Consider the following 14566-nt stretch of genomic DNA (forward strand, 5'->3'; position numbering starts at 1 on the left):
GTTTTTTTGAAGTCGGGAACGGTCCACTATCCACTATTTAAACGGCAAGATATCGATGCATTTTTCGCGTTATTTCAAAACAACCTTGCAAACTTCGTTATTATTGCGGCTACGATGCTTACAATTGGATTTCCGGCGGACATCGTTTTTACGAAAGTGATTCCAGGAGCTGCAATTGCTGTTATTGCGGGAAACATTTATTACTCTTATCAAGCCAAGCGTCTTGCAGTGAAAGAAAACCGCTCAGACGTGACGGCTTTAGCGTATGGAATTAGTACGCCTGTTATGTTCGTTTTTCTTTTCGGAGTGCTTGCTCCTGCCTATACACTCACAGGCGGCAATGCTGAACTCGCCTTTCGCATCGGCTTAGCTGCATGTTTTATAAGTGGATTAATTGAAGTACTGATTTCCTTTAGTGGAAATTGGTTAACGAAGCACCTACCACGACCAGCAATGCTCGGAGCTTTAGCAGGTGTTGCCCTCACGTTTATAGCAGGTGAGATGCTTTTTGAAGTGTTCGCTCTACCTGTCGTCGGTTTAGTTGCACTATTTATTATTCTTCTTGGAATTCTTGGAAAAGTAGCGTTACCGTTTAATATTCCGTCTTCTTTATTCGCAATTATCGTCGGAACGATACTAGCATTCTCATTAGGAGAGATTACGTTACAAGATGTGAGCACTGCGCTCGATCAAGTTGGCTTTTATCCATTTATTCCGAGTCTAGAAGTGTTCCACGGTTTCCAAGCTTTGTTTACCGGATTTGTAGGGCTACTTGCTGTTATCTTACCGATCACGCTTTACAATGCCGTTGAAACGATGAACAACACTGCTGCCATGGCAGCTGAAGGCGATCGCTATGACGTTCGTGAATGCCAAGCTGTAGATGGTAGTGGTACGATTTTAGGTACATTTTTCGGTGGTGTTTTCCCAACAACGGTATACATCGCATCCATCGGCTCGAAATGGATGGGCGCTGGACGCGGTTATAGCTTATTAAATGGAATTGTCTTTTTTGTTGCTGCGATTTTCGGTTTAATTGGCGCACTATCTACCATTATCCCGACTGCAGCCGTTGCACCAATCTTAGTTTTTGCAGGTGTGAGTATGGTAGCGACCGCATTCCATACGAATGCGAAGAAGTATTACCCTGCTGTCGTAATTGCCCTTCTTCCTTACGTTGCCAACTACATTATGACGCGTTTTCAAGGAGACGCAGCACATGTTATTGATGGTATTTCAACAGGTTTAACACCTCTCGGTGAAGGGGCCATGTTCACAGGAATCGTACTAGGTGCAATTACGGTGTTTATTATTGATCACCGATTTGATCAAGCTGCACTGTACGCGTTCTTCGGTGCTCTCCTTTCGTATTTCGGCTTTACTCATGCTTCAGAACTCGCCTTTAACGCTGCACCACCTTACACATTAGCGTATCTCGTGCTCGTCGTATTGTTCGCATTTTATAGCATTCAAGCAAGACGTAACAAAATTAAACATCTCTAACTCCAAAACCCTCGAAGAATCGAAGCGTATGTTGCGATTCTTCGAGGGTTTTGTGTTAATCTGAAGCTCTACCAACCTAAAAAGGTGTGAATTGTTTGAACTCGAAAATTGATCTGGTTACTTTTCGTCTGTTTGTCTTTTGGTATACCGTCGGCATCTTTTTACTCACGTTTGATCTTGTACCCCCACCATTAGAATGGGCAAACGCCGTTTTTTTAATTTTGTGTGGGATTCTTGGTGGTTTTTACTTTATTCGTACATACGGCCTATTCATTGGTGGCGTTACGGTTGTCGTTATTATGGTGTTTTCGATCACTGCAGAAGTATTTGGTGTTAGTACAGGTCTTCTTTTTGGAGATTATGATTATAATCCAGATTTCGGGCTCGTGTTTTTTAATGTACCGTTTACAATTGGCACTGCTTGGCTTATGGTAATCGCTACAACACACGCCCTCGTTTCACCGTGGTTTAGCCACGTAAAGTCCAGCGTTGTTAAAGGATTCGGATACGTATTAACGGCAAGCCTTTTTGCTGTTGCTATTGACCTCGTGATCGACCCCGTCGCTTTTGAAGTCAAGACGTATTGGGAATGGGGCGGTACCGATGGCTTTTATTACGGTATTCCATTTTCGAATTTTGTTGGTTGGTTTATCGTTGCTTTTGTTCTACACAGCTTTATTTATGTATTCTTTCATCTCGCACGAGTATGGGACAAACAAGTTCACGCGTACTGGTGGCCTCGTACCGTTGCGCTGTTTTATATGATCGTTTTTATGTTTACCTTTTTATGTGCGGTCAACGGTTTATGGTTAGCCGCTATTTCAGGTGTTGTAACGATGGTTGTTGCTCGCTTGATAACAAATCGTTTTAACCGGAGTCATTTATGATCAAAGCGAATAAAAGTCGTCTGTTTCATGCAATTTTTCGCCCGTTTATGTTATGGCAATTCCGTAAAAACTTTTACGGCATACACGTTTTAGATGAGCGTATCAACAAACAACCTACGTCGCTTTTCGTGATGAATCATAGCAGTTGGTGGGATGGGTTGCTCTGTTTATTATTAAACGAAAAGCTGTTTAACAGTGATGCGTACATGATGATGGATGAAGAAGGCTTGCAGAAGTTTCCGTTTTTCCGACGTCTTGGTGCTTTTTCAATCAATTCCAAAGATCGAGGGAAATTGCGAACGAGTTATCGTTACACGCAATCATTGCTACAATCCAAAAAGTCAGTATGGTTGTTTCCACAAGGAGAAGAACGTCATCAAGAACTTCGACCGTTAGCAGTCCAGCGTGGGGTCGTTCATTTTCATAACAAAGCACCACATGGTGATGTTACGTTTATTAGTGCATACTATACGTTTTTAAGGGAACAAAAGCCTGAAGTTTTTATCCACGTACAAACGTGCACCCTGACCCACACAACCATCGAAACATTTGAAGAACAGATGACTAGACAGCTAGATCGTCTACGCAATTCGGTGATTACAGGTAATCTTCAACAATTTGAAACGTTCGTTGCAGGAAGAAGGACGATAAGTGAATGGTTTCAGACGCTATCACGTAGATCGGAGAGAAAGCAATGATTGTCTCACTATGCTTGTTGTTAGTGTTGCTGTTCATATGGACGGTTGTAAATGGCGTATTTATGCCTCGTCTGACGTATTCAGCGAATGAGAAGAATGCGTCGTGCGTGAGTATTCTCGTGCCAATGCGTAATGAAGAGCGTAACGTAAAAACATTATTGTCTAGTTTATACGAAGCAATGCCTGCCAATAGTGAACTAATCATTCTTGACGACCAATCCACCGACAACACACGTTCACTACTAGAATCAGGTTTGCAACGCTTTTCAAATGCATCGGTCATCGATGGCGCTCCCCTTCCATCTGGCTGGATCGGAAAAGTCCACGCTTGTCATCAGCTTTCAAAGAGAGCGAACGGTGACTATTTGTTGTTTTTAGATGCCGATGTAACCATCCGCCCGAAAACGATTGAAGCAAGCATTCAACTGCTACTCAAAAAACGTGCTGGATTTCTATCAGGCTTTCCTAAGTTCATTAAGAAAGGGATTCTCGGATACTTGCTTATTCCGTTGCAACACTTTCTCGTTGGTTTTCACTTGCCACTTTACCTTGCCAATCATTCTTCCATGATAAAAGCAAGTGCTGCTCATGGGAGCTTTATGATGTTTACGAAAACCGCATACGAAAAAGCAGGTGGGCATGAAGGAGTTAGAGGTGAAATTGTAGACGACGTTGCACTCATGCGTGCTGTAAAACGAAGTGGTAACCGAGCGATATTAGCTAACATTACAGATTATGTTGACTGCTATATGTACGACACGAACCGTGAAGTATGGGATGGATTTACGAAAAACGTCTTTACAGGTATTGGTCGCTCTTATGTTCTTGCACTTGTACTTACTCTTTTTTACACGATAACGTTCATTGCTCCATTTGTTATTGCCATATATGGTGTCGTTACGTTGAACAGTTGGTTACTCATCCCTTACGGAGTTGTAGTACTCATTCGACTCGCGATCGACCTACGAGTAAAAGAATCACCACTACTCTCTTTATTTCACCCGATTGCCATCCTATGTTTACTTGCGCTATTACTACGTTCCATGTACGTAAATACACGTTCAAAAGGATACACATGGAAAGGACGGACGTATCAATGAAACGAGTTGTTATTATTGGTGCCGGACTTGGCGGATTGTCTGCAGCCATCTATTTAAGTCGAGACGGTTATGATGTTACGGTTTTAGAAAAACGCAACCAACCTGGTGGCAAGCTCCATAAGCAAACTGTCGGTGATGCGTCCTTTGACTTTGGCCCAAATACGATTACAATGCCTGACGTTTTCCAGGACGTTCTCACCTATGGCGGAGACGATGAGCCACTTCCATTCATTAAACTTCAAGACCATACGATGAATTACTTTAAAAATGATGCACCACTACTCTTTTCAAGTGATGAACGTACGATGGAAGAACAGCTTTCTCAATCCGATTACTCAGCATTTCAGCAGTACAAAAAAACAGTTGCTCGAATCTTTCACATGTCAAAAACACATTTTTTCACCCGTAGTTTTACAAGTTGGCGTGACTATTTGAACCCACGCTTAGCGACCGCTTTAACAGCTGTAAAGCCGTTTACAACGATGCACGCGTTCCATCGCTCATTATTTAAAGATGAGCGACTCATTCAAGCACTTGATCGTTATGGGACGTATGTTGGTTCCTCTCCTTATCAAGTACCGGCTACATTTACGATGATTGCTCATTTAGAATTTAATGATGGCGTCTATTACGTACAAGGAGGAAACACAAAGATTGCAAAACGATTAGAGTCATGTGCGAAAAATAATGGTGTGTCGTTTCACTACGGCGAAGAAGCAACCTCTCTTCGCACGCATGAGAAAAAAATCACCGAAGTTATTACACAAGCCGATCAATCTTATACTTGTGATCATGTCATTTTAAATGGAGACCTGTTAACACAAACGAGTACGTTGTTAAAAACACCCCCTCCAGCTGAACGATCATTCACACCGTCATCATCAGCATTTGTGATGATGTTACGGAATAACCAACCTCAAAAGAACTTGCAACATCATCACCAAGTGTACTTCGCAGATAATTATAAACGTGAGTTTCATGAGCTTTTCAAAGCAAAACGATACGTAGATGAACCGACAATCTACATTAGCAACAGCAGTAGTACCGACCGTACTCAACGACGTCACGGAGATAACTTATACGTTCTAGTTAACGCACCTGCTTTATCAGATAGTCTCATTTACGACAGTGAAACGTATCGCTCACTGATCTTTAAACGCTTACAAACGTTTGGTGTGAATATAGAATATGATCAACAAATGAACACTTTCACTCCTATGGATATTGCCAGAGAGTTTGGCGCATACAAAGGCGCGATTTACGGACTCAGTTCAAATACATTACGTCAGGCATTTCTACGTCCTTTTAACGCATCAACTACGTTTAACAACCTTACCTTTACCGGTGGCTCTACTCACCCAGGTGGTGGCTCACCGCTCGTCGTTTTAAGTGGTAAACTCGCCGCTAGCCATACGAAGAAAATGACAGTGCACTAACTTGTGCACTGTCATTTTTAGCTTATTGCATTTTCAGTTCCTTCAATTTGGATTTGTTCAAGAATTAGTTTCTTTTCAGTTTGGTCGACGTACGAACGCTCATGAAATACATTGTACCCGTTGCTACGAACTTTATCGAGAATCTTCCAATACAAGTGCGCTGCAGCTTTCACCGAAAACCGGGAGTAAATTGGATAATAATGAATCGTTCGTAATGCTTCTTCATATAACTCATCCGCTCTAGAAGCCATTTGCTCCCAGACCATTACAAAATCATCATTGACTGTTTTCGTTGTGATTGCTTCCATTGCCTTTGGATGCATGTTGAGTAAGGACTGTGGCACATACAAGCGATCAATCTCGTAATCTTCACCGATGTCTCGTAAAATGTTCGTTATTTGCATAGCAACGCCAAGCGCCACCGCACCGTCTTTCATCTCTTCGTACGATCGCTTAGGCGCTAAAATTGGTTGCAACATCAACCCAACACTACCGGCTACATAATATCCATACGTTTCTGTATGAGCAAGCGTAGCAAACCGTTGTTCTTCTAAGTCAAATTGTTGACCTTGTATCATATCTAAAAACGGTTCGTGTCTCATCGTAAACGTTTGAAAAACATCTTCCAATGCGATCCAGATATATGACGTTTCCTCTTTGTGTTCAACATGTCGTTGATTGTTTTCTAAGAACAACTGAAATTCCCGTTCAAATTCGAGTAGTTGCTCTTTAGGGTTTGCCCCTTCATCAACAATGTCATCGGCGTATCTACAAAACGCATAAACCGCCCACACCGCTTGTCGATTTGCCGTCGGTAAAGATTGAAAAGCTTTCGAAAACGTCTTACTATGTTTATCGATTTGAGTTTTACAGCGCTGATACGCTTCTCGTTTACTAAGCATGTGATCGCCGCTCCTTCATTTCCTTTGTTAGCAGATGATCTACGAGTAGTTGAGCGCCTTGCATGACAATTGGTATGCCGCCTCCTGGATGAATGGACGCACCAACGGCATAGACATTTTTGTAGGCGTACGGTTGGAACTGAGGACGAAATACACCCGATTGTTTATATGATGGAGCAATTCCAAAGCTCCCTCCTGCAAACAGCCCTTCTAAAGCAGCGTCTTGTGGTGTTTTCACTTCAAACCATTCAATTCGCTCCCGTAAGCCTTCGTACTGTTGCTCAGCACGTTGCAATACTCGTTCGACATACTCTGCTTCATTGTCTAACGTCTCATTAACTGGTGCAGGTACAAGAAAATAAAGAACACTTTTCCCAGCTGGTGCCAACGTGTCGTCAATCATCGATGGATTAAACAGATAAAATGAAGGATTGTTATGCCATTTTTTCTCCTTAAAAACATCATTCATATGTTGCTCATGTTCATTACTCATAAAGAATTGGTGAATATTCTGTTCGTCATACGCACCGTCAACCCCTGCATAAATGAGCAAACAACCAGATGATGGTTCATAGGTTCTCTTCGTCTTATGCGTTGTAAATAAACGGTCCATCATCGGCAAGTCACCATTGACGATCACTTCGTCAAAGTGTTGTAAACCTCCATGCTCCTCAACAATGCCTGTCGCAACATTTCCTTCTGTAATCACTTCTTTGACCGCTGTTTTAAGCTTAATCGTAACGCCTCGACGTTCTAATTCTTGCTGTAAGATCTGTGCTAACTTGGCGTATCCACCTCTCACATACCAAATCCCGTCAGCATGTTCACTGTATGGAATTAATGAATAAAGAGCCGGCGTTGCTTTAGGATTGCCACCGATATAAAGGGATTGAAAACTGAACGCTTCTTGTAATCGTTTAGATTTAAAATATCGAGACGTCGTTTTATTCATTGACTCATACACGTGCATTTTTAAAAGTTTTCTCGTATTTTCTAACGTGAAAAATTGTTTGCGATCGACAAAAGCCTGGTCTAAAAACGCTTCTTTTCCGGAATTAAAGTTCTCTTTCATGACAGTCATGTATTTTTTGTAGCCTTCTTCTTCACCTGGATAATGACGCTTGATTTCTTCCATTTGTAACTGCTCGTCACTCCATTTATAAAACGTTTGACCGTCTTCATAATGCAAGGCATACAATGGATCGCAACGGAGCATGTCAAGTTGCTCACAATCAATACCTGCACTTTCTAACAATGAAATTAATAAGTTCGGTAAAAGAACGATGGTCGGACCTTCATCAACTTTATATCCATCGCGCTCTTTATAACGTAACCTGCCGCCTAGTCTTTCGTCTTTTTCATAAATCGTAATCGTACGCGTTGTGAGGTCTTCTTTCGTGAGGTTTAAAGCGGTCATCATACCACCGATTCCACCACCGATAATGGCTGTTTTCAAATTGAATCCCTCAACCTTCCATATGTTTTTTCAATGGCTTTCGCCGTGATGCGAGCAGATTCATAAATAGTCGGAAGTCCACTACCAGGGTGAGTTCCTCCTCCTACTAGCCAACAATTGTCAACGTCTTGGAATCGATTGTGCGGTCTAAAATACATCATTTGACTCAGCTGATGCCCGAGATTAAACGTTGCACCTTCATACACATTCATCTCCTGCTCCCAATCCTTTGGCGTATAGATCGATAACACGTCTATGTCCGATTCTGAAAACGTGAAGTTTGTTTTTTGTTGCATTTTCTCGATCAGGTGATTGCTGTATGCGTTTTTTTCTTTGCTCCAATCAATTTGACTACGATTGTTCGGAACAGGAGCAAGCACGTATAGGCTCGATTGCCCATTTTTATCGACACTACTGTCGGAAACAGACGGATGGTGAACATAAAACGATGGATCTTTAGAGAGTACGAGCTTCTCACTAATCTCTTCCACGTTCTTTTTGTAGTCATTTGCAAAGTAAATGTTATGGTGGTTCGCATTAAATGTTTTCTTTACGCCAAGATAGAGCATAAATGATGAACAAGATAACTGCTTATTCTTAAGCTTACGTGGTGTCCAACGGTTTAAGTCTTCTTCTTCAAACAATTCAGTAATGGCATGTCCGAAATCTGCATTTACAATGACTTGGTCGTAGTGGAAAGCTTCTCCTGACGATAGGGAAATGCCAATCGCTTTCTTATTCTTCGTCATCACTTTACTTACTTCTGTATGTGTAAATACGTTGCCACCATTTTCTTCAATAATCGTTTTCATTGCATTCGCAATCGACTGAAATCCCCCGATTGGATAGTAAACACCATATCGATGTTCCATATAGGATAAGATGCTAAAAGCGCCAGGGCATTTCCAAGGAGACATGCCGAGGTACTTCGATTGAAATGTAAACGATAATTTTAATCGCTCGTCTTTGAAAAATCGTGATAGTTCATCGTAAAGTGATCGACCGATCGATAAGTTAGGCAACGCTTTAATGGCTCTTTTGCTTACGTAATCACGCAACTGACGATGTTCCGTTTGAAGTACTGGTAACAACCGTTCCCACTTCTTCCCTGTCTCTTTCATGAAACGATCATAGCCGATTTCTTCTCCAGGAAACGCTTCTGCAATACGCTTTCTCGTAAGAGTCGGATCACTTGAAGGTTGAAACGTCAAATTAGGGAAAATCAAATCGTACATAGGATCGACGCGTTCTAGTTGGACGTAATCACTGAACACTCGTCCTGATGATGCAAACAACTCTTCTAAAATGAATGGCATCGATAGGAATGTTGGTCCTCGTTCAAATCGATAATCATCTATTGAAAAGTTCGAGGCTCTTCCCCCCACGACTCCATGCTTTTCAAAAACGTCTACGTGATATCCCCAACTTGATAACATCATCGCTGCTGCTAATCCTCCAGGTCCAGCACCAACGACTGCAATACGCTTGTTATTCAATCTTTCCTCCCTCTGTCGTACCTTTTGAACTACAACGATGTACTTGTATTACATTTACAAGTTATTACCCGAACAACGAGCATAACAAACCTTTATACGAGAAAACCGTTCTACAAAACAGAATTTTTGTCTAAAAATTAAAACGAAGCCATTAAACAATCGGGTTTAATGGCTTCGTTTTTCGTTCGTTACTACTTTATTTGCACGTTGTATGATTCTAACCAATAGTTAAACTGCCATAAATAGGCTAACAATTGAGGACCGCTCATTAATTGACCGAAAAACGGTGTATCGATACTTTTCGCTTTAGAATCAACGAGTGTTTTGTATTGCTCATAATCAATGATTTCATGAATTGGGGCATTTCGATCCGCTAACACATTTTCTGACAGATGAACCATTTGCTCTGTATAGTCTGGATGATGCGTTTTCGGATACGGGCTTTTCTTACGGTATAACACGTCGTGAGGCAAGACACCTTCTAACGCTTTGCGTAATAAACCTTTCTCACGATCTTTATACCGCTTCATTTCCCAAGGAACGTTCCAGACATACTCTACAAGACGATGATCAGCAAATGGTACTCGAACTTCAAGACTTGCTGCCATACTCATGCGATCTTTACGATCAAGTAATGTTGTCATAAACCAAATCATATTCAAATAGAACATTTGTCTACGATTTTGTTCTTCTGCATTTTCGCCAGTCAATTCGGGTGTTTCTTTAATTGTCTCATCGTAACGAAGCTTTGCGTAATCTTTTAAGGACAATTGCTTCTTCCAATTCGCATGCAGTAAATTTTGGCGTAAATCAAGAGAAGACATCCAAGGAAAGAACGGGCGCTCGAGCAATTCCTTTTTATAGAACCACGGATAGCCTCCGAAAATTTCATCTGCACACTCTCCAGATAAAGCGACTGTTGCTTGTTTTTTGATTTCTTTAGAAAACCAAAGTAATGAGCTATCGATATCAGCCATACCAGGTAAGTCTCTTGCTTTTACAGCATTCTTTAACATGTCTTTTAATGTTGTGATCTTAATTACTTTCTCGTGATGAACGGTTCCAAATTGTTGTGTCATCAATTTAATAAAGGCTTGATCATCATCGGGTTGAAAGTCGTTTTTCTTGAAGTGCGTTTGATTATCTTCGTAATCAATTGAAAACGTGTGCAGCTGTTCATTTTCGCCAAATTGTTTAGCCGCAAATGCTGTTAACGCACTTGAATCAAGACCACCAGACAAAAACGTTGCCACAGGTACATCAGAAACGAGTTGCCGATTCACAGTGTCTTCTAGTAAGTCATGAACCTTAAGCGCCGTATCTTCAACGTTGTCTGTATGCTCTTTACTTTCAACTTGCCAATAGCGCCATACACGTAGTCCGTTTTTATCAAAACGTAAGGCGTGTGCAGGGCGCAAGTCTTTCATTCCTTTAAAAACACCAAAGCCTGGTGTCCTAGAAGGAGAAAGTGTCATGACTTCTGTTAGACCTTCCTCATCAATCACTGCACTTGTATCACGATGGCTTAAAATTGCCTTTAGTTCTGAACCGAAAATAAGACCGTGCTCAGTCGTTGTATAAAAAAACGGTTTAACGCCTAGACGATCTCGCGCTGCAAATAACACTTCACCGTCCCAAATCACAAACGCAAAGATTCCGTTGAATCGTTCAATACACGTTTCTCCTTCAACTAAATACGCATAAAGGAGTACTTCAGTATCTGAATGGGTTGTAAACGTAACCCCTTTGGAAAGAAGAGACTGTCGAATCTCCTCTGTATTATACAATTCACCATTGTAAACAATGGTCGCTGTTTTGTCTTTGTATGTCCTAGTCATCGGTTGCCCGCCTCGACTTGGATCAATTACAGCTAATCGAGTGTGTCCGAATGCGACCCGTTCATCGACAAACGTCGTTTGTGCATCTGGACCACGATGATCAAGTGAATGGGTCATCGCTTCTATTTGTTGCTGCTCGCCACGTAAATCACGCTTCCAATCTAACCAGCCTGTTATGCCGCACATGTTCATCCTCCCTTTCAAGGAATGTGCATACTCCACTCTCTTACACTATGCATAAACAGGCGAATACGTCATTATTGATCTTGCTTTACGAGGTGGAAAAAATGCCAGCCTCCTTCTCTAATGAGCGGTGTTGACGTTTTGATTTTGAACTGATGCATTTTAGCGAGCTTTTTTATTTCTTTTTCTGTTGGTAGTGGTTGCATATCTTCATGGGCACACATGAACGAATTAAAAGCTGCAGGAAACTCTCTACCTTTACCATGATTCGCAAGGGGCGTAATCATCGTAAAATGCCCGTTTTCACGTAAACTTTGATACACATAGTCAAAGATTTTTGACCGTTCACCATTTGAAAAATAATACAACGCATTGTTTAACATAACTAAATCTAGCTTCTCAAAAAGATGACCTTGGCTTAAAATATCGTCTTGTCTAAACGTGATTTGATTCGATTGGTTACGATTCTGCGCTTCGTTCACGAGCTTTTCTTCTTTGTCAATACCAATTAAATTAGCATCAGGATGATCTTTAGCAATTCGTTTTAAATAACCACCGTATCCCGAACCTAAGTCGAGAATATGCTTCGCTTTCGTTTTTTTGATCACGCGATTCACTTTCGGGTATGAAATTCCCTCAATGAGTGACGACGTTTCAGCGACCATATGACTCATGTTGTCCTCTTGTTCCCGTGGTTCAAGAGCAAGCTTTTGATCATAATGAAGCAACGTCGGGATGTGTAATGTCATCATTTCTTCAAGCAACACACCGACTGACTTTGGATCTTGATTCGACATTTGCTTTTGAATTGCTTTAACACTTTGTATACGCTTGCCACGCTTTTGCTTTAAATGACCAACAGCAAGTCCTGTATCAATCCAGGCGTTTAATAGTTCTTCGTTTAAACCCTCTTGCTCGGCAAGGTCACTTGCTTTCATCGGTTTTTTTAACGTATCAAAAAGTCCATAACGATAGCCAATAAACGCGTGCCACGTTGGTAAGAACGCTTCATTTGATTTCATCCACTTTCTAGCGTAGTTCATGCGAGATAATTCCGATAATAGCATAGTCGTTTTCCTCCTACTTGAATCTCCACGGGTAGTCGTCTTGCTCAGTGTAGAAATGTCGCTTTTGTTTTGGATATATCGATGATCGGTTATTTGTAGGTAGTACATCTAAATGATTGAACCAATCAAACAAATTTGCTTTGTAATACCCCAAACCAGATACGTTTAACATTTGCTTGAAATGAAGCAACGGCCGTTCTTCCATAGCAATAAGTGCACGCGTGCGAAGCTTTCTAAAAATCGGATTATGGAATGAGTACGCAAGTTGCGATCGATGACTTAGAGCAATCATTTGATCAACGCGTGGTTTCCGAACACGTTCGTACCATTTTAATAATTTCTGATCACGCCATTTTCCCTTCTCATCCATCCAACAGAATAAATCACTAAGAACGTCTGCGTCTTGAATGGCAAGATTCATTCCTTCTCCTGCCATTGGATGCACTGAATGTGCTGCATCTCCAAGAATCACTTTGTTATCAACTACGTAATGGGGAGATTGAAATTGATACGGGATCATTAACTGCACATCTCGCCACGATGTAATTGTCGTCATCGTGTCTTTCAATCCAGGTACATAAGTCGTATGAAGGTCATAATACGAAGTAATCGGTTGCTCTTTATACTCCCGATAACTTCCTGGAGGAATTCGATACACAGAACGAACGTAATCATTTGGCAGTGGAAACAATCCTAAAAACGTATGTGGAGCGCCGACAACTAGTCCATCGGTAAACGTCTTTGGTCTAGGAAATGAGGCGGTTAAAAAGTGATGATCGTACTTCTTCTCATCACACGTAATTCCCATTTCCTTACGCATTTTTGAAGAGCGCCCTTCAGCGCCTACGTAATAGTAAGCTTGAATTCGTTTTTTTTCTCCTTTTTGGTCAATGATGGCAACATCGTCTTCAAAGCCTTTAAACTTTGCTGGTCTGATCAGTTCAACGGACGGCAACTGCTCAATTTTTTTGACGAGCAATTCTCGTAGTGTTTCATGAGGCAACATTCTTGCCAAGTTAAATTCATGATCTAGTGTTCGATAACTAAGAACGCTTTTGGTACGAAGATAACCATCATTTCCTTCCCACTTCCACTCTTCAGAATGCAATTTCTTAATCGGGAATGAGGCGTCATACAACTCATCGCCAAGCCCAAGTTTAGATAGCAATTCAATGCTCTTTGGCTGCAACAATTCGCCTTTGTACAGAGGGCTTTTGCTTTTATTTCGTTCAATGACGACAACCGATATTCCACACATTCCAAGCTTCAGAGCAAGTGTAAGACCACCTACCCCTCCACCTGACACAAAGACTTGGGTCGTTTTCATCTTTTATCACCTGTTAAAAATTACCCTCAATCTCATAACGATAAACAAAAACTCGACTGCACGTTGCAGTCGAGCCAAAATCTTTACGTAATATTGTATATAAAGCGTCAGGTTAACCTGCAACAAACCATTAACTTAAGAAATGCACCAGCGAATTCTAACCAAATTCGTCGGTGCACTTCATTTATTGTTGCAAAAAGCGATTTCTAACGTCTGCTAAAAGTGCGTCACAACACTCATCGATTAATTCATACACTTCTTCGAAATTGTCCGTGAAGTAAGGATCCGGGACGTTTTTATCACTACGGTCTACTTTGTAATCAAGCAACTTACTTATCTCTACTTCATGTTCAACTTTACGGAGTTTCTTGACGTCTGCTTCGTTTTTTTCATCCATTGCAATGACAAGATCATAATCGTAAAGATCTTGCTCTTTTAATTGCCTTGCGATCAAGTTCGTAGAATCAACATCATTCTCTTTCAATATTTTCATTGTGCCTTCGTGAGCTCCGTCTCCAATATGCCAATGACCCGTTCCAGCAGAGTCAATCGTTACTTTATCACGTAAACCTGCATGTTCAACTTTCTGACGAAACACGGCTTCTGCCATTGGTGAGCGGCAGATGTTTCCTAAACAAAGGAATAAAACCGATACCATAAAATGAAACCCCTC

At 41.3% G+C, this 14566-nt stretch carries 12 protein-coding genes; 5 read left to right on the forward strand and 7 right to left on the reverse strand.

What is annotated here, in order from left to right; all coding sequences use genetic code 11:
• The first annotated feature begins 6 nt into the window (after positions 1–6).
• The 5 genes from JOD17_RS13125 (at position 7) to JOD17_RS13145 (ending at position 5624) form a co-directional block, all read left to right on the forward strand.
• Positions 7–1503, forward strand: a complete 1497-nt coding sequence (locus tag JOD17_RS13125) for an NCS2 family permease (protein WP_204698303.1) — start codon at positions 7–9, stop codon at positions 1501–1503.
• A 95-nt stretch (positions 1504–1598) separates the two neighbouring features.
• Positions 1599–2390, forward strand: a complete 792-nt coding sequence (locus JOD17_RS13130) for a carotenoid biosynthesis protein (RefSeq protein ID WP_204698304.1) — start codon at positions 1599–1601, stop codon at positions 2388–2390.
• Positions 2387–3088, forward strand: a complete 702-nt coding sequence (locus JOD17_RS13135) for a lysophospholipid acyltransferase family protein (protein WP_204698305.1) — start codon at positions 2387–2389, stop codon at positions 3086–3088. Before JOD17_RS13130 ends, JOD17_RS13135 begins: the two co-directional genes overlap by 4 nt.
• The gene (locus JOD17_RS13140) at positions 3085–4188 is read left to right on the forward strand and encodes a glycosyltransferase family 2 protein (protein ID WP_204698306.1); all 1104 of its coding nucleotides are present in this window, start codon (positions 3085–3087) and stop codon (positions 4186–4188) included. The genes JOD17_RS13135 and JOD17_RS13140 overlap by 4 nt, the downstream gene beginning before the upstream one ends.
• Positions 4185–5624 (forward strand): phytoene desaturase family protein, encoded by a 1440-nt coding sequence (locus JOD17_RS13145; RefSeq protein ID WP_204698307.1) that lies wholly within the window; start codon positions 4185–4187, stop codon positions 5622–5624. The genes JOD17_RS13140 and JOD17_RS13145 overlap by 4 nt, the downstream gene beginning before the upstream one ends.
• Before the next feature lie 17 nt (positions 5625–5641).
• Here JOD17_RS13145 and JOD17_RS13150 read toward each other — a convergent pair whose 3' ends face one another.
• From JOD17_RS13150 to JOD17_RS13180, 7 genes are all read right to left on the reverse strand, one after another.
• Positions 5642–6526, reverse strand: coding sequence for a phytoene/squalene synthase family protein (locus JOD17_RS13150; protein ID WP_204698308.1), 885 nt, complete (start codon positions 6524–6526; stop codon positions 5642–5644).
• Positions 6519–7982 (reverse strand): phytoene desaturase family protein, encoded by a 1464-nt coding sequence (locus tag JOD17_RS13155; protein ID WP_204698309.1) that lies wholly within the window; start codon positions 7980–7982, stop codon positions 6519–6521. Before JOD17_RS13155 ends, JOD17_RS13150 begins: the two co-directional genes overlap by 8 nt.
• Positions 7979–9478, reverse strand: coding sequence for a phytoene desaturase family protein (locus tag JOD17_RS13160; RefSeq protein ID WP_204698310.1), 1500 nt, complete (start codon positions 9476–9478; stop codon positions 7979–7981). Before JOD17_RS13160 ends, JOD17_RS13155 begins: the two co-directional genes overlap by 4 nt.
• 191 nt (positions 9479–9669) lie before the next feature.
• Positions 9670–11502 (reverse strand): asparagine synthase (glutamine-hydrolyzing), encoded by a 1833-nt coding sequence (asnB, locus tag JOD17_RS13165; protein ID WP_204698311.1) that lies wholly within the window; start codon positions 11500–11502, stop codon positions 9670–9672.
• Positions 11503–11573: 71 nt separating this feature from the next.
• Positions 11574–12566 (reverse strand): class I SAM-dependent methyltransferase, encoded by a 993-nt coding sequence (locus JOD17_RS13170; RefSeq protein ID WP_204698312.1) that lies wholly within the window; start codon positions 12564–12566, stop codon positions 11574–11576.
• 13 nt (positions 12567–12579) lie between these two features.
• Positions 12580–13893, reverse strand: coding sequence for an FAD-dependent oxidoreductase (locus JOD17_RS13175; protein ID WP_204698313.1), 1314 nt, complete (start codon positions 13891–13893; stop codon positions 12580–12582).
• Positions 13894–14077: 184 nt separating this feature from the next.
• Positions 14078–14551, reverse strand: a complete 474-nt coding sequence (locus tag JOD17_RS13180; RefSeq protein ID WP_204698314.1) for a low molecular weight protein-tyrosine-phosphatase — start codon at positions 14549–14551, stop codon at positions 14078–14080.
• Positions 14552–14566: the final 15 nt, after the last annotated feature.

Source organism: Geomicrobium sediminis (genome assembly GCF_016908595.1).
GTDB classification, from domain to species: Bacteria; Bacillota; Bacilli; order Bacillales; family Marinococcaceae; genus Geomicrobium_A; species Geomicrobium_A sediminis.